General features: G+C 72.0%; 17 protein-coding genes and 1 pseudogene. 5 read left to right on the forward strand and 13 right to left on the reverse strand.

The window, feature by feature from the left end; genetic code table 11:
* Positions 1 to 84 precede the first annotated feature (84 nt).
* Both AB0A61_RS34930 and AB0A61_RS34935 read right to left on the reverse strand, forming a co-directional pair.
* Positions 85 to 273, reverse strand: a complete 189-nt coding sequence (locus tag AB0A61_RS34930) for a hypothetical protein (RefSeq protein WP_361301613.1) — start codon at positions 271 to 273, stop codon at positions 85 to 87.
* A gap of 620 nt (positions 274 to 893) precedes the next feature.
* A pseudogene (locus AB0A61_RS34935) lies at positions 894 to 1,181 on the reverse strand (ATP-binding protein); the annotation flags it as partial.
* Here AB0A61_RS34935 and AB0A61_RS34940 point away from each other — a divergent pair.
* Positions 1,143 to 1,262, forward strand: coding sequence for a DUF397 domain-containing protein (locus AB0A61_RS34940; protein ID WP_361301616.1), 120 nt, complete (start codon positions 1,143 to 1,145; stop codon positions 1,260 to 1,262). The pseudogene AB0A61_RS34935 and the gene AB0A61_RS34940 overlap by 39 nt on opposite strands.
* Here the strand turns inward: AB0A61_RS34940 and AB0A61_RS34945 are convergent.
* Positions 1,251 to 3,866, reverse strand: a complete 2,616-nt coding sequence (locus AB0A61_RS34945; RefSeq protein WP_361301619.1) for a tetratricopeptide repeat protein — start codon at positions 3,864 to 3,866, stop codon at positions 1,251 to 1,253. The genes AB0A61_RS34940 and AB0A61_RS34945 overlap by 12 nt on opposite strands.
* A 95-nt stretch (positions 3,867 to 3,961) precedes the next feature.
* On the opposite strand from AB0A61_RS34945, the gene AB0A61_RS34950 reads away from it, so the two are divergent.
* Positions 3,962 to 4,507, forward strand: coding sequence for a DUF2165 domain-containing protein (locus AB0A61_RS34950; RefSeq protein ID WP_361301622.1), 546 nt, complete (start codon positions 3,962 to 3,964; stop codon positions 4,505 to 4,507).
* Between the two features lie 588 nt (positions 4,508 to 5,095).
* Positions 5,096 to 5,977 (forward strand): glycosyl hydrolase, encoded by an 882-nt coding sequence (locus AB0A61_RS34955; RefSeq protein WP_361301625.1) that lies wholly within the window; start codon positions 5,096 to 5,098, stop codon positions 5,975 to 5,977.
* Positions 5,978 to 6,058: 81 nt separating this feature from the next.
* On the opposite strand, the gene AB0A61_RS34960 is transcribed toward AB0A61_RS34955, so the two are convergent.
* From AB0A61_RS34960 to AB0A61_RS34970, 3 genes are all read right to left on the reverse strand, one after another.
* Positions 6,059 to 6,637: a hypothetical protein gene (locus AB0A61_RS34960; protein ID WP_361301627.1), complete on the reverse strand. Its 579-nt coding sequence runs from the start codon at positions 6,635 to 6,637 to the stop codon at positions 6,059 to 6,061.
* A gap of 83 nt (positions 6,638 to 6,720) precedes the next feature.
* A complete protein-coding gene (locus AB0A61_RS34965) occupies positions 6,721 to 9,306 on the reverse strand; it encodes a bifunctional FO biosynthesis protein CofGH (RefSeq protein ID WP_361301630.1) in 2,586 nt (861 codons plus the stop codon).
* Between the two features lie 24 nt (positions 9,307 to 9,330).
* Positions 9,331 to 10,203 carry an LLM class F420-dependent oxidoreductase gene (locus AB0A61_RS34970; protein ID WP_361301633.1) on the reverse strand — a complete coding sequence of 291 codons (873 nt, stop codon included), beginning with the start codon at positions 10,201 to 10,203 and terminating at the stop codon, positions 9,331 to 9,333.
* A 338-nt stretch (positions 10,204 to 10,541) separates the two neighbouring features.
* Here AB0A61_RS34970 and AB0A61_RS34975 point away from each other — a divergent pair, with 338 nt between their 5' ends.
* Positions 10,542 to 12,077, forward strand: coding sequence for a CehA/McbA family metallohydrolase (locus AB0A61_RS34975; RefSeq protein WP_361301636.1), 1,536 nt, complete (start codon positions 10,542 to 10,544; stop codon positions 12,075 to 12,077).
* Between the two features lie 12 nt (positions 12,078 to 12,089).
* Here AB0A61_RS34975 and AB0A61_RS34980 read toward each other — a convergent pair whose 3' ends face one another.
* The 7 genes from AB0A61_RS34980 to AB0A61_RS35010 form a co-directional block, all read right to left on the reverse strand.
* Positions 12,090 to 12,866: an alpha/beta hydrolase gene (locus AB0A61_RS34980; RefSeq protein WP_361301639.1), complete on the reverse strand. Its 777-nt coding sequence runs from the start codon at positions 12,864 to 12,866 to the stop codon at positions 12,090 to 12,092.
* Positions 12,867 to 12,914: 48 nt separating this feature from the next.
* Positions 12,915 to 14,366: an aldehyde dehydrogenase family protein gene (locus AB0A61_RS34985; protein ID WP_361301642.1), complete on the reverse strand. Its 1,452-nt coding sequence runs from the start codon at positions 14,364 to 14,366 to the stop codon at positions 12,915 to 12,917.
* Entirely contained in the window at positions 14,363 to 16,093 is a 1,731-nt protein-coding gene (locus AB0A61_RS34990) for a D-aminoacylase (protein ID WP_361301645.1), read from the reverse strand. The genes AB0A61_RS34985 and AB0A61_RS34990 overlap by 4 nt, the downstream gene beginning before the upstream one ends.
* Positions 16,094 to 16,186: 93 nt before the next feature.
* A complete protein-coding gene (locus AB0A61_RS34995; RefSeq protein WP_361301647.1) occupies positions 16,187 to 17,305 on the reverse strand; it encodes an LLM class flavin-dependent oxidoreductase in 1,119 nt (372 codons plus the stop codon).
* A gap of 149 nt (positions 17,306 to 17,454) precedes the next feature.
* Positions 17,455 to 18,225, reverse strand: coding sequence for an SDR family NAD(P)-dependent oxidoreductase (locus tag AB0A61_RS35000; protein WP_361301650.1), 771 nt, complete (start codon positions 18,223 to 18,225; stop codon positions 17,455 to 17,457).
* Between the two features lie 8 nt (positions 18,226 to 18,233).
* Complete coding sequence (locus AB0A61_RS35005; protein WP_361301653.1) at positions 18,234 to 19,166, reverse strand: LLM class F420-dependent oxidoreductase; 933 nt, start codon at positions 19,164 to 19,166, stop codon at positions 18,234 to 18,236.
* Complete coding sequence (locus AB0A61_RS35010; protein ID WP_361301656.1) at positions 19,163 to 20,401, reverse strand: amidohydrolase family protein; 1,239 nt, start codon at positions 20,399 to 20,401, stop codon at positions 19,163 to 19,165. Before AB0A61_RS35010 ends, AB0A61_RS35005 begins: the two co-directional genes overlap by 4 nt.
* 208 nt (positions 20,402 to 20,609) lie before the next feature.
* Between AB0A61_RS35010 and AB0A61_RS35015 the strand changes: the two genes are divergently transcribed.
* On the forward strand, positions 20,610 to 23,585 hold the full coding sequence (locus AB0A61_RS35015) for a BTAD domain-containing putative transcriptional regulator (RefSeq protein WP_361301659.1): 2,976 nt from the start codon (positions 20,610 to 20,612) through the stop codon (positions 23,583 to 23,585).
* Positions 23,586 to 23,748 lie beyond the last annotated feature (163 nt).

A 23,748-nucleotide genomic window follows, 5' to 3' on the forward strand; every position in this document is an offset into this window, starting at 1 on the left:
CGTCCGTACGTACGACGCTCAGCACTGTAATCGAACGGGAACGACACGTTCAGGGGGCGGTCGGGAGCGAACCCGGGTCGGACCTCAGTCGATCACTTGAGGGTCACGGAAGTAGTGGACGACCGTCACCCCCATGCCCGGCGTGTGGGTGTACACGACCGTGATCGCCTCTGCCGAGTCGGGCGCCAGGGGTGTCGTGTAGGTGTAGTCCGCTGACGGAGGCCGCCAGCCGGGAATCTCGCGGCCCACCGACGGGTCACGGCCGATGGCCACAAGCGCCTCCCGGACGACGCTGACCTCCCGTGTCCACGATCCGTTCCAGCTCCCGCAACCGGGCGGCACGCCCTGGATGCCGTTCGATCGCCACGACCGCGGCCCAGGAGTGCACGAAAACCCATAACGGCGCAAGGCTCTGTGTCTGCTGGGCGTTCGTCGTGGCTTCGAACAGGTGCTGTGCGAGGGCCGGGATCCGGCTCGGGGCGATACGCGCGACCGCAGCCCGCAGCCCGTCCGGGGTCAGTTCGGGCACCCTGTTCCCGGGTTTCCTACGCCGCCGCGCCGGATGAAGTTGTCGTGGTGCGGTTCGTTGACGTGGATGACACCGGAGTGGGAATGGTCGGCATTGGCGGACCTCGCGCGCTTGGGCGCGTTACGCTGCTTGTCAGTCATCGGGAAGTCGCGTTTCCTCGGTGATCAGGCCCTCGCACTGGGATGGCAGTCCCGGCGAGGGCCGATGCATGTCTGGGCTTGTCACGGATGACGCTGCACCACAACTGCCTCGCCACGCCAGCCGAGTTGGGCATATTCACTCCGGCGGGTGATCGACGGGGGCGGTGGGGGCTGGTTCGGTTCTTTCCCCGGTTCTTTGGTCCTTGGCGTCGGGAACCGCCGGGTCACGCCTCGCCGCGACCCGGTACGAGTTCGGCCCACACCGTCTTGCCGTGCGCGGGTGTCCGGTCCACGCCCCAACGGTCCGCGTACACCGCCACGATCCGTAACCCCCTGCCGGATTCCGCGTCCCCCGCCGCCGGATCCTGGATTCGCGGGCTCCGGTCACCCCGGGCATCGGTCACCTCGATCCGCAAGGTGCCGTCCGCGTACAGCCCGAGCGCGAGCCGGAAGTCCCGCCCGGGTACGCGCCCGTGGAGAACCGCGTTGACGCCACCGTCCACGTCCGCGACTCCAAGAACAAAGACGGCGCCCGGCTGGCGTTCACCGATGAATCGTGGGCGGAGTTCGTCGCGTTCGCGTCAGTCCTGTGACGGGGGCCGGGCGGTCCCGCGTGATGAGGTGAGCTCGGCGACGATCGGGGCGAGGTCGGACTGGTCGGGGTCGGGCAGGCCAAGGAGTACTTCAAGCAGCCAGTCCCTGCTTTCGATCGGCAGCACGGCGCTCAGCAGGCCGTCCGCCGGCGTGATGCCGGGATTCAGGTCGAGCACCCGTCGGAGGTCGGACAAGGCCGCCTCCCCGTGGCCGAGCCTGAGCCGCACCGTCGCTCGATGAAGCAGTGCCCACGTGTACTCGGGCCTCAGAGACACAGCCCGGTCCAGGTCGGCGAGCGCCTCCTCATGGCGGCCGAGCCGGGCCAGTGACGCCCCGCGGCTCGCGTGGGCCGACGCGTATCCGGGGTCGAGGGCGAGCGCGCGGCCGTAGTCGGCCACCGCTTCCTCGTCCCGCCCCGCAGCGCGGCGCACGTCGCCCTGTTGGCAGTGGATCCATGCCCAGTCGGGTTGCAGGGCGGCGGCCCGGTCCAGGTCCGCCATCTGCCGGTCGGGGTCGCCGAGGGCGCGCCGCACCTGGGACCGGCGCACCAGCGCCCACGCATAGTCCGGTTTGAGTTCCAGTGCGCGATCGAGGTCGGTGAGCGCCTGCTGGTGCTCGCCGCGGGCGAGGCGGACGGCGCCCCGTGAGGCCCACGCGAAGTCGTCCGAGGGGTCCCAGCGGATGGCCTCGTCCAGGTCCGCGAGCGCCTCGTCGTAGCGCTGCTGGATGCGGTGGTACTCGCCTCGTACGGCCCAGGCCCGTGGGTCGTCCGGAGTGAGCGCGAGGGCCCGGTCCAAGTCGCCGATCGCCGCGTCGTAGTCGCCGAGCCCGGCGCGGGCGACGGCCCGGCTGCGGTAGACGCGGGCGAGTCCGGGGTCGAGCGCGAGGGCACGGTCGTACTCCGCCAGTGCCTCCTCGTACGCGCCGTCGTCCCGGAGTGCGCTGCCCCGCGCGGCGTGTGCGAGCGCCAGGGTCGGCTCGTCGAATGCCGCCCGGCCCAGCAGCAGCGCCAGTGCGGCAGCGGTCCCGCCGCCGGCGAGCGCCTCCGTCAGCCCGCTTCCCCACCGGGCCAGGTCCCTGGCCTCGGCGTCCCGCCCCGCGTCCACCAGGGCCAGCGCCCAGCGCGTGGCAGCGGCGTCGCCCCCGTGGCCGGCCGCGTCGACGAAGCCCCGCAACGCCGCGGGCAGTGCCTGCCGTTCCCCGGCGCACAGCAGGTGGTACGTCTCCGCCAGCCGCAGCTCCCGCCACCCGTCGTCCGACCACAACTCCTCGCCGTGCAGCCCGGCTTCGGTCTCCTCCCGGCGACGTCCGAAGTACTCCGCCAGCCGTCGCTGGCGCTCCGCCCACCCCCGAGGGGACCTTCGTCGCTGCAGGCGCAGCATCGGCGCTCGTACGACATCGTGGTACCGGAGCCGGTCCGCGCGCTCGCCGATGAACGGCATGCCCGTCAACCACTCGTACAGCACGTCGAGTTCGTCGTCGGGGCAGTCCGTCACCGCCCGGAACACGTCCGCGTCCAGCCACCTGGGCAGTGCGCCGGCCAGGGCGACGGCCCGCCGCCGCGGATCCCGCTCCCACTTCAGAAACCGTTCCACGGCCGTCGCGCTCGGATCGCCCACGTCGTCCGGGTCTGCGGGGCGGGTTTCGGCGAGGGTCGACACCAGGACCGGTAGACCGCCGCTGAGCCGCAGCACCTCCTCCACGACCGGCTCGGCCAGCACGCCCTTGTCCGCGAGCAGCCCCCGCGCCTCCGTCTCCGTGAACGGGCCGAGGGGCACGTCGGTCATGAAGTCGGCGAACCCGCCCCAGCGGGCGGTGTCGAAGCGGCGCTGCCCGGCGGTGACCACGACGACGGTCGGGGTCAGGGCGCCGTACCGGTCCGTCGTCATGACCTCGTGCAGCCAGCCGTCGAGAAACGGCCCGGTCCGCTCGTACGCGTCGAAGAGCAGGACGAGCCACGGCACGGCGGTCGCCGCGTCCGAGAGCTCCCTCAGCAGGACCGGCGTGAGTACCCGTTCCGGGGAGAGCACCAGCTGAACGTCGTCCTGGCTGCGGAAGCGGGCGCTGAGTCCGGCCCGTAACCGGTCGGCTCCCTGCGCCAGTTGAGCGGGATCGACGGCTCCGACGAAGGGTCCGGCACCAGGAATCAGGCCCAGGCCCGCCAGGCCGAGCCGCAGTGCCGTGGTGCTCACCACGGACGGATCCCCGGGCTGCGGAGGATCGAGCGCGGCCACCGCCGCCTCGGCCTCGTGCCGCCGCTCGCGGTGCGCGGTGAGCAACCGGTCGAGTTCCTTCAAGCGCCTGCCCTGCGAGTCCAGTTGGCGGCTGATCGTCGCCATCGCCTCCGGCACGCTTCCGGCGCTCTCGTCGACGTACGCCGTCAGCGCCCCGCGCTCCCGCGCGATCTGCTCCAGCTCCCGGATCAGGAAGGTCTTTCCGACTCCCGCGTTGCCGTGCACATGGAAGAGGAAGCGGTGCCGTTCATCCTCGGGCGGGAAGTCGAAGTTCCTCCGGAAGGCCGCTCGTTCCTCGCCCCGCCCCACGAACCCGGCACGCCGACGCTGCCGGATCAGCTCCTGCATCGACGGCCGTACCTGCGCCACCCGTAGGTCCCCTCCTCCAACAGCCGCAATCCGCAACGCCATTGTGGCTCAATACGCACGGGAGGCGACGGGTCGCGGTGGGAAAGAATCACGCCATGACCACCACCCCCACCTCGGGCACCATCGCCACCACCGGCACCCGTGACGGCTCACGCACGCCCGTCCTCGCCGCCACCCTCCTCACGGCGACCGTCGCCCTCTACATCACCCTCGTCGCCTTCGGGAACATCACGGACTTCGGCACCAACCAGCAGTTCGTGCGGCATGTCCTGGCCATGGACACAACCTTCAAGGACGGCGACCTGATGTGGCGGGCGATCACGGACAAGGGGCTCCAGGACGCGGCCTACGTCGCCGTCATCGCGTGGGAGAGCGTCGCCGCGCTGGTGCTCGTCGCCGGTACGTGGTCCTGGATACGGCGGGACGAGGCGCGGGCCCGGCGGCTCTCGACCTATGGCCTGCTGATGCTGATGCTGCTGTTCGGCGCCGGGTTCATCGCGATCGGCGGGGAGTGGTTCGCGATGTGGCAGTCGAAGAACTGGAACGGGCTGGATGCGGCGACACGGGTGTTCCTGCTCAGCGGGGTCGTCCTGGTCGTCGTCCAGCTGCCGTTCGGGCAGTCCGCGGGCGGCGACCGCTAGGGGGTGTCGTTGGGATCACCGCGGATCAGGCCGCGGCGCATGGTGCGGTGCATCGCAAGGCGGAGCATGACCCGCGTACTGGACGTACTCGGGTCATGCGACAACGCGGCGAGGTGCCGTGCCAGGCGTCGCGAACCCGCGGTGATCCGAACGACACCCCCTAGTGCGGGAAGCGCTCCGGCGCAGCGTCAGGTTCCCGTGTCCCGGAAAGAACTTGATGCGATATCAGGCCAACCGGTGAGAGCCTGCAAGCGGTTCACTTGGCAACAGTCCGAGTGGCGGAAAATATGCGATCTTCGTCACGCAATAAGTGGCAGGTACACGTGATACGGTCCAGGGCGACTCGCGGAATTCTTACTGGATCTTCACAGTCCTGCTGCCAGGGGGGTGGCCTCGCGGGTCGTGGCAGGTCTGCCTCGGTCCTCTGATCAGACCGCCGGCTGCCCCGCGGTTACGCCGGACACAGTCGAGGAACGCGTGAGACGAAGAAAGGCCATAATCGGTGCCATACTCGGTGCATCGATAGCGGCCGGCATTGCGCTGGCACCGGGGGCCGAAGCCGCCCCCGCACCGGTAACCAACCCCGTCATGTGGGGCATTGAGGCGGGGTCGGTCGCCCAGGACACCGCCAGCGGTCAGTACGCCGGACTCGCACCCTCCATAGATTCCTGGTTCCTGTCGCAGTCCGCCTCCACCGCTTCGGTGTCCAAGATGACCGCGGCACGCGAGGCCGGTGCCGTGCCGATGGTCGCGTGGTCTCCCGAGGGGAACCTCACGGAGATAAAGAACGGGCAGAAGGACGCCCAGATCATCTCGATGGCGAAGTCCCTCGCCGCCTACGGCCACCCCTTCTACTTCCGGCCGTTCGCGGAGTTCAACACCAACTGGGAGACCTACAGCCTGGGCCGCAGCGGGAACACCCCGCAGGCGCTGTACGGCGCGTGGCGCAGGGTCTTCCGCATCTTCCGCCAGTACACCGGCAGCAAGTCGCTCTTCGTGTGGACCGTGGGCTACTCCGGTTCCATCTCACCGCTGAAGACGGCGTGGCCGGGCAGCGACTACGTCAACTACGTGGGCATCGACGCCTACGACTGGTGCACCTCGTCCTCGTGGTGTCCGGGCGACCAGTACCGGTACAAGACGATGCTCGGCGCCCTGCGCCAGTTCGACGGCGGCCGCCCGGCCATCCTCGCGGAAACGGCAACGGGTCTGCAGACCGCCGACAAGGGCAAGTGGCTCGGTGCGGCGCTCAGGACCGCGCAGGCCGACGGTATCAGGGCTCTGGTGTGGTTCGACGAGATCGTCCCCAACTCCAACCAGCCCGACTGGCGTCTCGCCTCCCCGTCCTCCGCACAGGCCAGTATCCAGGCCGCTCTCAAGCAGCCCAACGTGGCTTCGCCGAAGTACCGCGACATCACGACGCTGGAGAGCTACGCGGTGTCCGCCAGCTGGGCCAAGGCCATCCGCTAGTTGCACTGCCTGCCGGGGCCCTGGCTCCTGTCAGGCGGTCTGCCGCACCACCGCCTGCCGGCGACGCGTCCCCGGCTCGGGTCACTGGTGGACGACCGTCACCTTGGTCGGCGTCGACGTGAACGCCCACAGCGCCGTCCCGTCCGCCTTGCCCATGCGGATGCCGCCCGTCTTCGTGTCCGGGGCGGGCGGGGGCGAGGAGCCGTCCACGGCGTTGGAGAAGGCGATGGAATGACCGGATTTGGCGGCGAAGTAGACGATGTGCTCGATCTGCACGCCGTCGGATCCGGTCGTCGAGGCCCGGCGCAGTGACACCGTGTAGGTGCCGGGGTCCGGGCTCACCGTCCCCGGCCAGACCGGGAACGTGCGGCCGGGCTTGTCGCTCGCGTCGATCAGCCACACCCGGTGCTGTTCCGGCGAGTACACGATGCGGCGTCCGGCGCCGGAGCCGGACGGCACCGGCACCGGCACCGGCGCCGGGGTGGACTTCTTCGGGGAGGCGGAGGGGTGCGCGCCCGCCGGCGCCGAGGCGCCCGGCCGGGCGGCCGTGGCCACGGGGTGCGGGCCATGGTCCGCGCGCACGGCCAGCACGGTGACCGCGGCGACCGCTCCCACGGTCATCCCGCTGACCCAGGCCCACGAAGGTATTCGGCCCGCCATGGGCACGCATCTCCTCAGCTACTCAACCCCTCCATCGGGGGTCGGATCATCGTACTGTGAGCCGCTTGAACCCCGGGGGCCCGTCAGTCCAGCACCGGCAGCAGCTCCGGCAGGTGGCCGTCCGAGGCCGCCGCGGCGCGCCGGCGTTCCTCCGGGACCTCCCCGTACACCGTGGTCCGCGGCTTCGCCGGCCGCCCGGCCGCCTCGGCCACCGCGATCAGCTCCTTGACCGACTTGTACGAGCCGTAGGAGGAGCCCGCCATGCGGGAGATGGTCTCCTCCATGAGCGTGCCGCCCAGGTCGTTCGCGCCCGAGCGGAGCATTTCGGCGGCGCCTTCCGTGCCCAGCTTCACCCAGCTGGTCTGGATGTTGGGGATGTGCGGGTGCAGGAGGAGCCGCGCCATCGCCGTCACCGCCCGGTTGTCCCGTGTCGTCGGGCCCGGGCGCGCGATGCCCGCGAGGTAGACGGGCGCGTTGGTGTGGATGAAGGGGAGGGTGACGAACTCCGTGAAGCCGCCGGTCCGCTGCTGGATCCGGGACAGGGTCCTCAGGTGGCCGAGCCAGTGGCGGGGCTGGTCGACATGGCCGTACATCATCGTCGAGCTCGACCGGATGCCCAGCTCGTGCGCCGTCGTCACGACCTCGATCCAGGTGGCCGTCGGCAGCTTGCCCTTGGTCAGGACCCAGCGGACCTCGTCGTCGAGGATCTCGGCCGCCGTGCCCGGGATGGTGTCCAGGCCCGCCTCCTTGGCGGCCGTCAGCCACTCGCGGACGGACATCCCGGTACGGGTCGCCCCGTTGACGACCTCCATGGGCGAGAAGGCGTGCACGTGCATCCCCGGCACCCGCTCCTTCACCGCCCTGGCGATGTCGAAGTACGCCGTGCCGGGCAGGTCCGGGTGGATGCCGCCCTGCATGCAGACCTCGACCGCGCCCACGTCCCAGGCCTGCTGCGCCCGGTCCGCGACCTGCTCCAGGGACAGGGTGTAGGCGTCCGCGTCCGTGCGGCGCTGGGCGAAGGCGCAGAAACGGCAGCCGGTGTAGCAGACGTTGGTGAAGTTGATGTTCCGCGTGACGATGTACGTGACGTCGTCGCCGACCGCCGAGCGGCGCACGTCGTCCGCGATCCGGCACAGCGCGTCCAGCGCCGGGCCGTCCGCGTGGAGCAGCGCCAGCGCCTCCTCGTCCGTCAGCCTCGTGGGATCGTCGGCGGCCGTGCGCAGGGCCACCCGTACGTCCCCTTCGATGCGCTCCGGGGCCATCCCGGGCGCCGCCGCCTCGCGCAGGGCGCCCCAGTCGCCGTACACCTCGTCGAAGTCTTCGCGCCGGTCGGACGTACGGCCGTCGCTGTCGATGGTGCGGTGCAGGTCGGTGCGGCCGGAGGCGGTGAACACCTCCTCGGGCTCCTGCCACGGGTGCCCCTCGACGACGGCGTCCGCGCGCGCCAGCCCCGTCTCGGGGTCCGCCAGCGCGCGCACGTGCGGCAGCAGCCGCGGGTCGAGCCAGGGCTCGCCGCGGGTGACGAACTCGGGGTAGACGCACAGCCGTTCACGCAGTTCGAAGCCCGCGGCGGCGGACCTCTCGGCGAGCTGCTCGATCTGCGGCCAGGGGCGCTCGGGGTTGACGTGGTCGATGGTGAGCGGGGAGACCCCGCCCCAGTCGTCGATGCCCGCGCCGATGAGCCGTTCGTACTCGGCGTCCACCAGGTTGGGCGGGGCCTGAAGGCAGGCGGACGGGCCCATGATGTGCCGGGCGACGGCGACCGTGGCGACGAGGTCGTCCAGTTCGGCGTCCGGCATGCCGCGCATGGCCGTGTCCGGCTTGGCGCGGAAGTTCTGGATGATCAGTTCCTGGATGCCGTGGTGGGCACGGGAGATCTTCCGCAGCGCGAACAGGGACTCCGCCCGCTCCTCGTACGTCTCTCCGATGCCGATCAGGATGCCGGAGGTGAAGGGGACCGAGGAGCGGCCGGCGTCCTCCAGGACGCGCAGGCGTACGGCGGGTTCCTTGTCCGGGGAGCCGTGGTGCGGGCCGCCCGGCTCGGACCACAGGCGGGTCGCGGTGGTCTCCAGCATCATGCCCATGGACGGGGCGACCGGCTTCAGTCGCTGGAAGTCCGTCCAGGACATGACGCCCGGGTTGAGGTGGGGCAGCAGCCCGGTCTCCTCCAGGATGCGGACGGAGACGGCCCGGACATAGGCGATGGTGTCGTCGTAGCCGTGCGCGTCGAGCCACTCGCGCGCCTCGGGCCAGCGGTCCTCGGGCTTGTCGCCGAGGGTGATCAGGGCTTCCTTGCAGCCGAGTTCGGCGCCGCGGCGGGCGATGTCGAGGACCTCGTCCGGCGACATGAACATCCCGTGCCCGGCGCGGCGCAGCTTGCCGGGCACGGTGACGAAGGTGCAGTAGTGGCACTTGTCCCGGCACAGCCGGGTCAGCGGGATGAAGACGCTCTTGGAGTAGGTGATGACGCCGGGGCGGCCGGCGGCCCGAAGGCCCGCGTCCCGGACCCGGGCGGCGGAGGCGGCGAGGTCCTGGAGGTGCTCGCCGCGGGCCTGGAGCAGCACCGCAGCCTCGCCGGCGTCGAGGGCGACGCCGTCCCGGGCGCGTTTGAGGGCGCGACGCATGGAGTTCTCGGTGGGGCCGGTTCCGGAGGTCGCGGAAGTCGTCATCCTTCGAGCATACGATTGCCGAGATCAGGGTCGTCGGGCCTGGCGTGCCTGCCCCGCGAACGGACCGAGTTCGTCGAGCACCCGCAGCACCTCGCTCTCCCCCTGCGACGGCAGCTGCACGACGACCTCCTCGATGCCGAGGTCCGCGTAGTGCGCGAGCTTTCCGGGGGTGGGCAGGACGGCGTAGGGGACGACCTGGAGGGCGGCCGGGTCGCGTCCGGCGTCGGCCCAGGCGGCGCGCAGCACCGGTACGGATTCGGACAGACCGCGCCCGCCGATCGGCAGCCACCCGTCGGCGTACTCGCTGATGTGCGCGAACAGCTTCGGCCCGGCCGCTCCACCGACCAGTGTGCGCGGCCCGGTGACCGGCCCGCGCGGCTTCTGCACCGGCTTGGGGAACGCCAGGCTCGCCCGCACGCCGCCGAAGCTCCCCTCGTACGCCTCCGGCTGCTCGGCCCACAGCGCGCGCATCAGGGCCATCCGGTCCCGGACGAGTTCGCGCCGGGTGCGCCAGTCGACGCCGTGGTCGGCGGCCTCCTCCACGTTCCAGCCGAATCCGAGGCCGAGGGTGAACCGGCCGCCGGACAGGTGGTCCAGGGTCGCGATCTGCTTGGCGAGGTCGATCGGATCGTGCTGGGCCACGAGGGTGATGCCGGTGCCCAGGCCCAGCCGCTCGGTCACCGCGGCGGCCTGGCCGAGGGCGACGAAGGGGTCGAGGGTTCGGCCGTACTCGCGCGGCAGGTCACCGCCGGCGGGGTAGGGGGTGGTCCGTTCGACCGGGATGTGGGTGTGTTCCGGCAGGTAGAGCCCGGCGAAGCCGCGTTGCTCCAGCTCACGGGCGAGCCTGGTCGGCGTGATGGTCTCGTCGGTGAGGAAGATCGTGACGGCGATGCGCATGGGGGTGGCCTCTCGGTGCACGACTGATGCCCCCTCTTGTACCGGGAGAATCCACCGGAGTCCATACCGACCGGTCGGACTTCCCTCGCTCTTCCGTGGGCGGGCCGCTCCCCTTCCCGCGTGCGGGCCGCTCCCCTTCCCGTGGGCGGGCCGCTCCCCTTCCCGTGGGCGGGCCGCTCCCCTTCCCGCGTGCGGGGCCGCTCCCGGCTGGCCGGAAAACGTCCCCCGCCCGCCGATTCCCCTTCCACGAAAGGCGCCGATTCCCTTCCCTTGCACGACAGTTCACACCCGGACAGGAACGTTGCAGGCACCACCCACGACACCCTGGGAGGGGCAGCATGTGCGAGGACGACCACAGCCGCGGGCATGACCACGGGCCCGCAAGACGCGCTCTGTTGGTGACGGGGGCGGCCGCGGCGCTTACGTTGGGAAGCGTGACCTTCGCGAGCGGCGCCGCGGCCGCGGACGGCGACCAGGAGACCCGGAGGATCAGCGGCACCCTGCCCACCGGCTCACCGGACTTCGTGTACGTCCCCGTCGAGGTCCCGGCCGGGGTACGCGAGATCAAGGTCGCGTACACCTACGACAAACCCTCCGTCCCGGCCGGCACCCAGGGCAACGCACTCGACATCGGCATCTTCGACGAGCGCGGCACGGACCTCGGCGGCCACGGCTTCCGCGGCTGGTCGGGCGGCGCACGCTCGGAGTTCTTCGTCCGCGCGGACGACGCGACGCCGGGCTACATCCCCGGCCCGGTGCGCGAGGGGACCTGGCACATCGCGCTGGGCCCCTACACGGTGGCTCCGCAGGGCCTGTCGTACGAGCTCACCATCACGCTGACCTACGGCAGTCCGGGCACGCCGGTGCCGGCCACGTACCCGCCGCCGCGGGCGAAGGGCCGGGGCCGGGACTGGTACCGGGGCGACTGCCACCTGCACTCGTGGTACTCCGACGGACGCCGCACGCCCGCGGAGATCGCGGCGCTGGCCCGGTCCGCGGGACTGGACTTCATCAACACCTCGGAGCACAACACGCACTCCTCGCACGCCCACTGGGCGGACCAGGCCGGCGACGACCTGCTGATCATGCTGGGCGAGGAGGTGACGACACGGAACGGCCACGTCCTGGCCCTGGGCACGGACCCGGGCACCTTCGTCGACTGGCGCTACCGGGCGAGGGACAACCGCTGGGCCCGCATCGCCCGGGACATCCGCCGGGCGGGCGGACTGGTCGTACCGGCCCATCCGCACGCCACCTGCGTCGGCTGCGGCTGGAAGTTCGGCTTCGCCGAGGCGGACGCGGTCGAGGTGTGGAACGGCCCCTTCACACCGGACGACGAGGTGACGCTGGCCGAGTGGGACAACACGCTGGTGGCATCGGTGCGGGAGGGGCACGGCAGGTGGCTCCCGGCGATGGGCAACAGCGACGCGCACCGCGACCCCGACGCGGTGGGCAGCCCGCAGACGGTGGTCCTCGCCGACGACCTGACCCGGGAGGCCGTCCAGGAGGGCATCCGGGCGGGCCGCTCGTACGTCGCCGAGTCGAAGAACGTCGCACTGACCTTCACCGTCTCCGGCCCCCGGGGCGAGCACGCGGGCATCGGCGAGCGGTTGCGGGTGGACCGCGACTCACCGGTGACGGTACGCCTTCAGGCGCAGGGGGCGCCCCGCTGCACGATCCGCTTCGTGACCGACCAGGGCGTGCTGTTCACGAGCGATCCGCTGCCGGTGTCCGGCGCGGGCACGGCCGAGTGGCGCACCACCCCGTCCTACGCCGCCTACGTCCGTGCGGAACTGCGCCACGAGACGGCCGCGGGACCACTGCCCGGGGTGATGGCGGCGTTCACCAATCCCGTCTTCCTGGGCCGCCAGTGACGGTCCGGCCTGTCACACCACCTCCGCGGCGAGTTCCTCCACCAGCCCCACCACCGCCTCCGGCGCCCGCAGGGTCGGGAAGTGGTCGCAGTCGGGGTGGCGCAGGAGGCGGCAGCCGGGGATGCGGGCGGCCATCGCCTCGTTGCAGCGGACGACCTCGGGCTGGTCCCGCTCGCCGAGGAGCAGGGTGCAGGGGACGTCCAGCTCACCGAGGCGGTCGTAGGGCGCGGCGCCCCTGACCTCGTGGCCGTGGGTGGTGAACCAGGCCGGGACGGCGGCCCGCAGCGTCCGCTCGGCCTCGGTGTCGGGGGGCGTGCCCGCCGCGCCCCAGACGCGCAGGGCGAGGGCGACCAGGCCGTCCATGTCCCCCGCCCGGGCCAGCACGCCGATCTCCTCGGTCACCTCCGGCGCCTCCAGACCGGGGTAGCCGTCGACGCCCGGCACCAGCAGGGCCAGGGCCGCCACCCGGCCGGGGTCGTCCAGGGCGAGGGCGATGGCGGTCTCGCCGCCCATGCTGCTGCCGACCAGGACCGCCCGGTTCACCCGGAAGTGGTCCAGGACCGCCCTGAGGTCCGCGAGTTGGGTGTACGGCACGGTGGGCGCGGCCGACCTGCCGAAGCCCCGGGCGTCGTAGCGGATCAGCCGGTGCGCCCGCGTCAGCGCGGGCAGCAGCGGGTCGAAGAGCCGGGAGTCCCCCACACCCGGGTGCAGGAGCACCAGCGGCAGGCCGTCTCCCCCCGTGTCCTGCGCCCAGACCTCGCCGTTCCCGACCTTCACCCTGGTCTCCACGGGCCCCACCCTGTCCGGTTCACCCCCTTCGCGCCAGACGCCCGCCGGTCAACCCGGCCACACGACGGCCTGTACCTCGCTGTAGGCGTGCAGGGCGTACACGCCGACGTCCCGGCCGACCCCGCTCTTCTTGAAGCCGCCGAAGGGGGCCTCCATGTTGCGGCCCACCGTGTTGATGCCGACTCCGCCGGCCCGCAGCCGCCTCGCCACGCGGAACGCCCTGGCCACGTCGCCCGTCCAGACGTAGTCGATCAGGCCGTAGTCGCTGTCGTTCGCCAGCGCCACTCCCTCCTCCTCGTCGTCGAAGGGGATGACGCAGACCACCGGGCCGAAGATCTCCTCGCGGGCGACCCGCATGGCGTTGGTGCAGTCGGCGAGGAGGGCGGGGGCGACGTAGAAGCCCCGGTCGAGGGGCGGCCGTTCGCCCCCGGCGACCACCACCGCCCCCTCCTTCCGCCCGAGTTCGACGTACGCCTCCACCCGGTCCCGGTGCTCCGCCGAGATCACCGGCCCGACCACCGTGTCCACCTCGCTCGGGTGCCCCACCTTCAACCGGGCCGCGTACCCGGCCAGTTGCTCCACCAGGCGGTCGTACACCCCGCGCTGCGCCAGCACCCGGGTCGGTGCCGTGCAGATCTGGCCGCTGTAGAAGGAGAACGTGGTGCCGATGCCCGCCACCGCCGAGACGACGTCCGCGTCGTCGAAGACGAGCGCGGCACCCTTTCCGCCCAGCTCCATCAACTGGCGTTTCATGTCCCGCCCGCACACCTCGGCGATGCGCCGGCCGACCGCCGTGGAGCCGGTGAAGCTCACCATGTCCACGTCCGGGGAGCCCACCACCGCCTCACCGGCCGACACCGACCTTCCCGACACGACGTTCACCACGCCGGGCGGCGCCCCCGCCTCCTGGAGCGCCTCGGCCATCCGGTAGACGGACAACGGGTCCTGCGGGGCGGGTTTCACCACCACCGTGTTGCCCATCGCCAGGGCCGGGGCGATCTTGCCCGCCGGGTTGGCCCAGGGGTTGTTGAACGAGGTGACGCAGGCGACGACGCCCACCGGCTGGCGCACCGCCAGCGCGCCCATCACGGCCGCCCTGCCCAGCGGGCCCGCCTCGTTGACCTGGGGCGCGATCGCCCACTCCGCCGGCTCCACGCGGGCGTACCGGGTGAAGCGGGCCGCGGCCACCCCGACCTGCAGTGCGCGCGCCGTGCCCGTCGTCGCACCGGTCTCCGCCCGGGCCAGCTCCGCGTACGGCACCAGGCGGGCGCGGATCAGCTCGGCCGCCCGCCCGAGAACGGCCGCCCGCTCCTGCGGTGCCGTGCGCGACCACGGCACGAAGGCCTCGCGGGCCGCGGCACAGGCCGCGTGCACCTGGTCCCGCGATGCCTCGGGGGCCGGGGCGACGGTCTCCTCGGTCGCCGGGTCGACCACCTCGTAGTGGCCCTCGTCCGGCTCGACCCACGTGCCGCCCACGAACAGCCGCTGCGCGCGCGTCACCTGGTGCTCACCGTCCTGGTGTCCCGGCCGGAGCGGAGCACCTTCCCCGGCACGGCGCCCGTCACCACGTCGTCCCGGATCGCCTCCACCCCGTTGACCCAGACCGCGCGCACCCCGATCGCCCTGGAGTCCAGCCGCGGACTGTCGCCCGGCAGGTCGTGCACCAGTGTGGCCGGGCCGGCGTCGATCCGTTCCGGGTCGAAGAGGACCAGGTCCGCATGGAAGCCCTCCCGCACCCGGCCCCGGTCCCGCAGGCCGAACAGCAGTGCCGGGTCGCCGGTCAGCATCTTCACCGCCCGCTCCAGGCCCACCAGTCCCCGGCCGCGCAGACAGTCCCCGAGGAAACGGGTGGTGTACGGCGCCCCGCACATGCGGTCCAGGTGCGCCCCCGCGTCCGAGCCGCCGAGCAGGACGTCCTCGTGCTGCCAGGTCTGCTCGCGCAGCGACCAGGACGCCGGGTCGTTGTCCGTGGGCATCGGCCACAGGACCGTACGCAGGTCGTCGGCCGCGCAGATCTCCACCAGGCAGGTGAAGGGGTCAAGGCCCCTCTCCTTCGCGATGTCACCGACCACCCGGCCCGTCAGCCCGGCGTTCGCCTCGCTGTAGGTGTCGCCGATGACGTACCGGCCGAAGTTCGCCAGCCGCCGGAAGACGCCCGCCTCCTTCGACCCGGCACGGCGGAGCATCTCGGCCCGGACCTCCGGCTCGCGCAGCTTTGCCATGCGCTCGGGCACGGGCAGGCCGAGGACCGGACCCCAGCCGGGAATGAGGTTCAGGGCGCAGAAGGTGCCCAGGGACATGTTCATCGGCGTGAGGATCGGCATGGTCAGCGCCACCACCCGGCCGCCGGCCTTCCGGGCCCGTTCGCTCGCCGACAGCTGCCTCGGTACGCGGTCGGGTACGGCCGCGTCGACGGTCAGGACGTTCCAGTTCAGGGGGCGTCCGGCGGCGGCGCTCAGCTCGACGAGCAGATCGATCTCGGCGTCGCTGAACCGGTCCAGGCAGCCCGCGACGATCGCCTCGATCTGGGTGCCCTCGTGCTCACCGACGGCGCGGGACAGGGCCAGCAGTTCCTCCGGCCCGGCGTGCCGGGACGCCACCGGCTGCCCGTCGCCGTCGGAGTGGGTGGAGGACTGGGTGGTGGACAGGCCCCACGCGCCCGCGTCCATCGCCTCGTGGAAGAGCCGCAGCATCGCGGCGAGCTGCTCCTGCGTCGGCTGTCCGCCCACCGCCTCCGGCCCCATGACGTACCGCCGCAGCGCGCAGTGCCCGACCATGAAGCCCGCGTTGACGGCGATCCGGCCCTCCAGCGCGTCCAGGTACTCCCCGAACGTGTGCCAGTTCCAGGGCGCCCCCTCCTCCAGGGCGACCAGGGACATGCCCTCCACCTTGGACATCATGCGGCGCGTGTAGTCGGCGTCCTCGGGCCGGGCCGGGTTCAGGGGGGCGAGGGTGAAGCCGCAGTTCCCGGCCGCGACCGTCGTGACCCCGTGGTTCAGCGACGGAGTCGCGTACGGGTCCCAGAAGAGCTGCGCGTCGTAGTGCGTGTGCGGGTCGACGAACCCGGGGGCGAGAACGAGCCCGGTGGCGTCCTCGCTGGTCCGGGACTCCTCGCCGACCGCCCCGACGACGGCGATCCGGCCGTCCCGAATGCCTACGTCGGCGACGAATGCGGCCGCGCCGGTCCCATCGACGACGGTCGCGCCTTTGATGAGGTGATCGAGCATGGGTGCCTCCTCAACGCGGATGCGGCGGCCGACTCGGAGGGGTGCGGGGAACTGCGCGACCGGCCACAACGAACCCGCACCCGCCGACGACGCTCACGCACCCGCCCGGAACCGCGAAGTCCGGTGAACGGGATCCGTGTCGATCTTCGGAATCACGTGCTCCCCGATCAGGCGAATGGTCTGAAGGGTCTCCTCCTTCGGCACCCCCACCGGCAGCCCGAAACTCAACTGATCGGCCCCCGCCTGCTCCCACCGCTTGCACTGCCGGAGCACCTCGTCCGGGTCGCCGCAGATCAGCAGCTCCTCCTCGACGAGCAGCTCGACGAACTCCGCGGTGTACTCGGGGAGCGTCTCCGGCCAGACCGGGAAGCCGTCGGGGCGCGGGAAGGTGTCGTGGTAGCGGAAGACGAGGGAGGGGAGGTAGTGCAGGCCGCCGTTGACCGCGATCCGGATCGCCTCGTCGTGCGTCGGCGCGCAGATCGCCGTCGTCGTCACCATCACGTTGTCGTTGACGAAGTCCCCGACCGGCTCGGCGTTCACGATCGCCGTCTTGTACTGCTCCAGGACCCACTCCATGTCGGAGACCTTCTGAATGCTGAAGCCGAGCACGCCGAGGCCCTTCTTCGCGGCCATGGCGTACGAGGGCGGCGACCCGGCGGCGTACCACATCGCCGGGTGCGACTTCCCGTACGGCTTGGGGAGCACCTTCCGCGGCGGGAACTGCCAGTGCTTGCCCTGGAAGCCGGGGTACTCGTCCTGCAGCCACATCCTGGGGAACTCCGCGATGGTCTCCTCCCAGATCTCCTTGGTGTGGTTCATGTCGGTGATGCCGGGGAGGAAGCCGAGGATCTCGTGGGAGCCGGCGCCGCGTCCGCTGCCGAACTCGAAACGGTTCTGCGTGAGGTGGTCGAGCATGGCGACCTTCTCCGCGACCTTCACCGGGTGGTTGACCTGGGCCAGCGGGTTGAAGATCCCGGAGCCGAGGTGGATCCGCCCGGTGGCGTGGGCGAGGTAGCCGAGGAAGACGTCGTTGGCGGAGAGGTGCGAGTACTCCTCCAGGAAGTGGTGCTCGGACGCCCAGGCGTACTTGAAGCCGGACCGGTCCGCCTCGATGACGTACTCGGTCTCCTCCATCAGCGCCTTGTGTTCGGCGAGCGGATCGGTCTCGGCACGCTTGCCCACGTATCCCTGTACAAAGAGCCCGAATTCCAAGGAGGTTCACCGTCCCCAGTCCGTCTTCCGCGTTCCCGCGTGTCCGCGCTTCCGTGTTTCTGCGTCTCTGCGTTTCTGACGTACCGTCAGCTCTGCCTGCTGGCCGACTGTGGCACCGGGCTCCCGGACCGTCAATAGCTGACGGACCGTCAGAGTACGGAGACGCCGGCGAGCCAGCCGCCGTCGATCACGAAGGGCTGGCCGGTGATGTAGGAGGAGTCGGCACAGGTGAGGAAGAGGGCGAGCCGGGCCACCTCCTCCGGCCTCCCGATCCGCCCCAGCGGCACGAGCCTGCGGTACAGCTCGTCGAGCGCACGGGAGGTCTCCTCGGCGTCCGCCTCCGGGTCCAGCTGGGCCGGGTTGGACATCGCGGTGTCGATGGCGCCCGGGCAGATGGCGTTCACCCGGATCCCGCGGTGCGCCAGTTCCAGGGCGGCGACCCGGGTGAGCCCGAGAATCGCGTGCTTGGTCGCCGCGTACGCGCCCACCCCGGCCATCCCGGTCACCGCGGTGTACGAGGCCGTGTTGACGATCGTGCCCCCCTCGTCCATCTCCGGGGCCACACTCTTGATCCCCAGGAAGCAGCCGACCTGGTTCACCTGCACCACTCGCAGGAACTCGTCGAGGGGCGTGTCCACCAGGGAGTTGAAGCGCAGGATGCCGGCGTTGTTGACCAGGCCGTCGATGCGTCCGTACGCCTTCTTCGTCGCCCTCGTCGCCGACCGCCAGTCCTCCTCCTCGCCCACGTCGAGGTGGACGTACAGCGCGCCGATGTCCTTGGCGAGGGCCTCGCCCCGGTCGTCCAGCACATCGGCCACGACGACCCGTGCCCCCTCCCCGGCGAACAGCCGCGCCTCCTGCTCCCCCTGCCCGCGTGCCGCGCCGGTGACGATCACGACGCGGCCGTCCAGCTTGCCCATGGCCCTCCTCAGTCCAGGCGGGGCGCGACCTCGGCCCCGAACGCGGCTATCTGGTCGACGAGTTCGCCGCGGCTCCGGCTGCGGAACCGCACCTGGATCTGGTGCACGCCCATCGCGCGGTAGGCCCGCAGGGACTCGGCGACCGCCTCCGGCGCTCCGCTGATCGTGCGCCGCCCGACGTCCCAGGCGGGCGGCCCGACGTACAGGGGTTCGGTGATGGCTCCGACGACGAAGGGGCCGTCGAGCCCCGCCTGCTCACGGAGCTGCCGGATCCGGCCGATCTGCGCCGGCATCCGGTCCCGTGGGTCGCCCTGCGGCAGCCAGCCGTCACCCTTGAGCGCGGCCCGGCGCACGGCGGCGGGCGAGGAGCCGCCGACCCAGAGGGGGACGGCGGGCTGCGCCGGCCGGGGCCGCTGGCCGAGGTCCTCGAAGTCGTAGGCCTTGCCGTGGTGGGCGGGGAACTCCTCCGGCCCGAGGGCGGCCCGCAGGGCGTCGACGCACTCGTCCAGCAGGGGCCCCCGCCGCGCGAAGTCCACGCCCAGCGTCTCGAACTCCTCCGGTACGTGCCCGGCGCCGACGCCGAGGACCAGTCGGCCGCCGCAGAGGTGGTCGAGGGTGGCGTACTGCTTGGCGGTGACCAGCGGGTGGCGCAGCGCCACCACCGCCACATGGCTGAGCAGCCCGACGCGTTCGGTCACGCCCGCCAGGAACGAGAGGGTGGCGACGGGGTCGTACCAGACCGTGCTCATCGCGGGAGCCAGGCGGCGCGGGACGGCGACGTGGTCGCAGCAGGCGAGGTAGGCGAACCCGGCCCGGTCGGCGGCGCGGGCGATCTCCACGAGGTCGCCGGGGCCCGCGCCGGCCTCCCAGGACTCGGCGTAGATCGTGCTCTGGGACTGGACGGGAAGCTGGATGCCGTAGCGCAGGGAACCGGCGGTCACCGGACACCACCGGGCCACAGGCCGTCCTCCGTCAGGCCCAGCAGGTCGATGGCGTTGCGCCGTACGATCCGCTCGACGACGTCCGCGTCCAGGTGCCCCATCTGGGCCTCGCCGATCTCCCGGGACTTGGGCCAGGTGGAGTCGGAGTGGGGGTAGTCGGTCTCGTACAGGACGTTGCGCACGCCGATGGCGTCGAGGTTCCTCAGCCCGAAGGCGTCGTCGAAGAAGCAGCCGTAGACATGGTCGGCGAACAGCTCGGACGGCGGCCGGTGGACCTTGTCGGCGACACCGCCCCAGCCGCGGTTCTCCTCCCACACCACGTCGGCGCGCTCCAGGATGTACGGAATCCAGCCGATCTGCCCCTCGGCGTACATGATCCTGAGGTTCGGGAAGCGCTCCAGCTTGCCGCTCATCAGCCAGTCGACCATCGAGAAGCAGCAGTTGGCGAAGGTGATGGTGGAACCGACGGCGGGCGGGGCGTCGGCGGAGGTGGAGGGCATCCTGCTGGAGGAGCCGATGTGCATGGCGACGACGGTGCCGGTCTCGTCGCACGCGGCGAGGAACGGGTCCCAGTCGTCGGTGTGGATCGAGGGCAGGCCCAGGTGCGGGGGTATCTCGGAGAAGGCGACGGCACGGACGCCGCGCTCGGCGTTCCGCCGGACCTCGCGGGCCGCGAGCTCGGCGTCCCACAGCGGGATGAGGATGAGCGGTACGAGGCGTCCGTGCGCCTCGGGGCCGCACCACTCCTCGACCATCCAGTCGTTGTAGGCGCGGACGCAGAGGTGGGCGAGCTCGCGGTCCCGGGCCTCGGTGAAGGTCTGGCCGCAGAAGCGGGGGAAGGTGGGGAAGCAGAGCGCGGACTGGACGTGGTTGACGTCCATGTCGGCCAGGCGCCGGCCCACGTCGTACGACCCCGCCCGCATCTGCTCGTAGGTGATGACCTCCAGCCTGATCTCGTCCCGGGTGCAGCCGACGGCGGTGTCGAGACGGGTCAGGGGCCGGTGCAGGTCCTCGTAGACCCACCAGTCGCCGAGCGGGCCCTCGTCCCCCGGGGCACCCATGACGGGCTTGAACCGTCCACCGAGAAAGGTCATGTCCTTCAGGGGTGCGCGGACGATGCGGGGCCCGGTGTCCCGGTACCTGCCCGGGAGGCGGTCCCGCCAGACGTGCGGGGGCTCCACGGTGTGGTCGTCGACCGAGATGATCAGCGGGAACGCGCTGTCGTGGGTGTCCATGCGGCTCACCGTAGCGCCGATCTGACGGTCCGTCAGCTGTCGTGCCCGGGCCCGGTACCGGTGAGCTCTGTGCGGACCTGCGCGGAAGGCATGTGAGGGCCTTGTGAACTCCCGTGTGCCCCGCTGTGATCGGCGTCTCGCGCGGCTGACGCAACCGGCACGCACAGGGCAAACTGACGTGGTTGGTCAGGATGTCTAGGGAGACGGCATGAACGGTGTACCGCGGGACCTGGAGGGTGTGCCGCGCGTACCGGAGCAGCGTCGGCGCCCCGGCTCGACGGCGGGGCCGGACCGGCTGCGCTTCAGCGTGCTCGGCCCGGTGCGCGCGTGGCGCGGTGACGCACCGCTCAGCACCGGCTCCCCCCAGCAGCGGGCCCTGCTGGCCGCGCTGCTCCTGCGGGAGGGCCGCACCGCAACCGCGGGTGAGCTGATCGACGCGCTGTGGGGCGAGGAGCCGCCGTCACAGGCGCTGGCGGCGGTACGGACGTACGCCTCCCGGCTGCGCAAGGTGCTGGACCCCGGGGTCCTGGCGAGCGAGTCGGGCGGGTACGCCGTGCGCGGTCTGAGCGGGGGCGCCCTGGACCTGGCGGTCGCGCAGGAACTGGCGGCGTTGGCGGACAAGGCGCGCTCGGCCGGGGACCTGTGCCAGGCGCGCGAGGCCCTCGGGCGCGCGCTCGCCCTGTGGGACGGGGAGCCACTGGCCGGGGTGCCCGGCCCGTACGCGGAGACCCAGCGGGTCAGGCTCGCCGAGTGGCGGCTGCAACTGCTCGAATCCCGCCTGGACATGGACCTCGAACAGGGCTGCCACGCGGAGGCGGTCTCGGAGCTCACGGCGCTGACGGCGGCGCACCCGCTGCGGGAACGCCTGCGCGAGCTGCTGATGCTGGCCCTGTACCGCAGCGGCCGGCAGGCGGAGGCCCTGGCGGTGTACGCGGACACGCGCCGGCTGCTGGCGGAGGAGCTGGGGGTGGACCCGCGGCCGGGGCTGCGCGAACTGCAGCAGCGGATCCTCCAGGCCGACCCGGCCCTCGCCGAGCCCTCCTCCCCCGTGGCCGAGCCGCCGGTCGCCGCGGTCCGCCCCGCTCAACTTCCGGCCACCGTACCGGACTTCACCGGCCGGGCCGCCTTCGTCGCCGAGCTGAGCGAGGTGCTGGCCTCGGCGGACGGCCGGGTGATGGCCGTATCGGCGCTGGCCGGGATCGGCGGCGTCGGCAAGACCACGCTGGCGGTGCACGTCGCCCACCGGGCGCGGGCGGCCTTCCCGGACGGGCAGTTGTACGTCGATCTGCAGGGCGCCGGACCGCGGGCGGCGGAGCCGGAGACCGTGCTGGGCTCCTTCCTGCGCGCCCTGGGCACACAGGACTCGGCCATCCCGGACTCGCTGGAGGAGCGGGCGGCGCTGTACCGCTCGGTCCTGGACGGCCGGCGGGTCCTGGTACTGCTCGACAATGCCCGTGACGCGGCCCAGGTCAGACCGCTGCTCCCGGGCACGGAGGGGTGTGCGGCGCTGGTGACGTCGAGGGTGCGGATGGTGGACCTGGCCGGGGCCCACCTGGTGGACCTGGACGTGATGTCCCCCGACGAGGCGCTGTCGCTCTTCACCAAGATCGTGGGCGAGGAGCGGGTGGCGAGCGAGCGCGAGGCCGCCCTCGACGTGGTGGCGGCCTGCGGCTTCCTGCCCCTGGCGATCCGTATCGCGGCCTCCCGCCTCGCGGCCCGCCGCACCTGGACGGTGTCGGTCCTGGCGGCGAAGCTGGCGGACGAGCGCCGGCGACTGGACGAGCTCCAGGCGGGCGACCTGGCGGTCAAGGCCACCTTCGAACTGGGCTACGGCCAACTGGAGCCGCCCCAGGCCCGCGCCTTCCGCCTGCTGGGCCTGGCCGACGGCCCGGACCTGTCCCTGCCGGCCTCCGCCGCGGTGCTGGACCTGCCGCCGGAGGAGACCGAGGACCTCCTGGAATCCCTGGTGGACACCTCGCTGCTGGAGTCGGCGGCTCCCGGGCGCTACCGCTTCCACGACCTGGTCCGGCTCTACGCGCGTGCGTGCGCGGAGCGCGACGAACACCCGCCCAGCGAGCGGGACGCGGCCCTGTCGCGCCTCCTGGACTTCTACCTGGCGACCGCGGCGGGGGTGTACGCGATCGAACGGCCGGGGGACCGGCTGGTGGACCACCTGGCGGCCACGGAGTACCCGGGGCTCACCTTCCGGGACCGGGGAGCGGCCCGGGACTGGCTGTACACCGAGGCGATGCCCCTGCTGGCGTGCGTACGGCAGTCGACGGCGCCCGATCTGCTGAGGCGCGCCGTCGATCTGCTGTGGTCGGCCATCGATCTGACGGAGTCGGGGCTCAACTCCCGCGAGTACGAGGCCACCGGCGCGGCCCTTCGGGAGGCGGCGCGCAGCGCGACGGACCGGCGTGCTCAAGCCCGTGCCCTCGTCACGCTCGCCAACGGCCGCCACCTGTCCGGCCGTTTCGAGCTCGCGAACGAGGACGCCACCGAGGCCATCCGGCTCGCGGACCAGGCCGGGGACCACCTTCCCGGCTGCTGGGCGTCCAACATGCTCGGCATCATCGCGCTCTACCAGAGCCGGTTCGAAGACGGGGAGAGGCATCTCACCCGAGCCATCGACAGCTTCCGCTCGTGCGGGGACCGCCCCGGCGAGGCCAGCGCGCTGTGCAACCTCTCGCGCATCCACCTGGCCACGGGCCGCACCGCGAGCGCCGTGTCCCTGGCTCAGCAGGGCACCGACATGTACGACGGCATGCGGCACGCCCTGAAGGGTGCCAACGGCCGCTACGCGCTGGGGCTCGCGCTCACCCGGTGCGGCCAGTACGACCAGGCCGCCGAGCGCCTGACGGAAGCGCTCGCGGTCTTCCGGGACAGCCGCCAGCGCCTGTGGGAGGGCATGTCCCTGTTCCGTCTCGCCGAACTCGACCTGGCGGCCGGGCGCCCTGCCGAGGCGGCGAGGCGAGCCGAGTCGGCACTCACGGTCCTGCGCGGCATCGGCGGCGAATGGCGGTGGGCGAACGTACTCCTGGCCCTCGGCTGTGCGCTGAACGACATCGGGCAGTCCGGCCGCGCCCAGGTCTGCTGGCAGGAAGCTCTCGCGATCTTCGACGGGCTCGGGGCGGCCGAGGCGGAGGAGGTACGGGCCCTGCTCGCCTCCCGGGCCGTCGCCTGAGGACGCGTCCGGACGCGTTCATCGTTCGTTTATCGCCTCACGGCACTCTCTTCGTATCGAACCGTCGTGTCGGGGGGCAGGCGGATCGACCGGGGGCCGCGCCTTAGGGTGTAGCGGCCGAAGGGGTCGCGCCCGGTGAGGCTCGGGGGAGCTGCCGGGTGCG

The sequence above is a fragment of the Streptomyces sp. NPDC046197 genome (assembly GCF_040646295.1).
In the GTDB taxonomy this organism is placed as follows: domain Bacteria; phylum Actinomycetota; class Actinomycetes; order Streptomycetales; family Streptomycetaceae; genus Streptomyces.

Coding starts and splice junctions, on each gene's coding strand:
- AB0A61_RS34950 (WP_361301622.1), top strand. CDS start 3,962: ATGACCACCACCCCCACCTCGGGCACCATCGCCACCACCGGCACCCGT.
- AB0A61_RS34955 (WP_361301625.1), top strand. CDS start 5,096: ATGTGGGGCATTGAGGCGGGGTCGGTCGCCCAGGACACCGCCAGCGGT.
- AB0A61_RS34960 (WP_361301627.1), bottom strand. CDS start 6,637: ATGGCGGGCCGAATACCTTCGTGGGCCTGGGTCAGCGGGATGACCGTG.
- AB0A61_RS34965 (WP_361301630.1), bottom strand. CDS start 9,306: ATGACGACTTCCGCGACCTCCGGAACCGGCCCCACCGAGAACTCCATG.
- AB0A61_RS34970 (WP_361301633.1), bottom strand. CDS start 10,203: ATGCGCATCGCCGTCACGATCTTCCTCACCGACGAGACCATCACGCCG.
- AB0A61_RS34975 (WP_361301636.1), top strand. CDS start 10,542: ATGTGCGAGGACGACCACAGCCGCGGGCATGACCACGGGCCCGCAAGA.
- AB0A61_RS34990 (WP_361301645.1), bottom strand. CDS start 16,093: ATGCTCGATCACCTCATCAAAGGCGCGACCGTCGTCGATGGGACCGGC.
- AB0A61_RS35000 (WP_361301650.1), bottom strand. CDS start 18,225: ATGGGCAAGCTGGACGGCCGCGTCGTGATCGTCACCGGCGCGGCACGC.
- AB0A61_RS35010 (WP_361301656.1), bottom strand. CDS start 20,401: ATGGACACCCACGACAGCGCGTTCCCGCTGATCATCTCGGTCGACGAC.
- AB0A61_RS35015 (WP_361301659.1), top strand. CDS start 20,610: ATGAACGGTGTACCGCGGGACCTGGAGGGTGTGCCGCGCGTACCGGAG.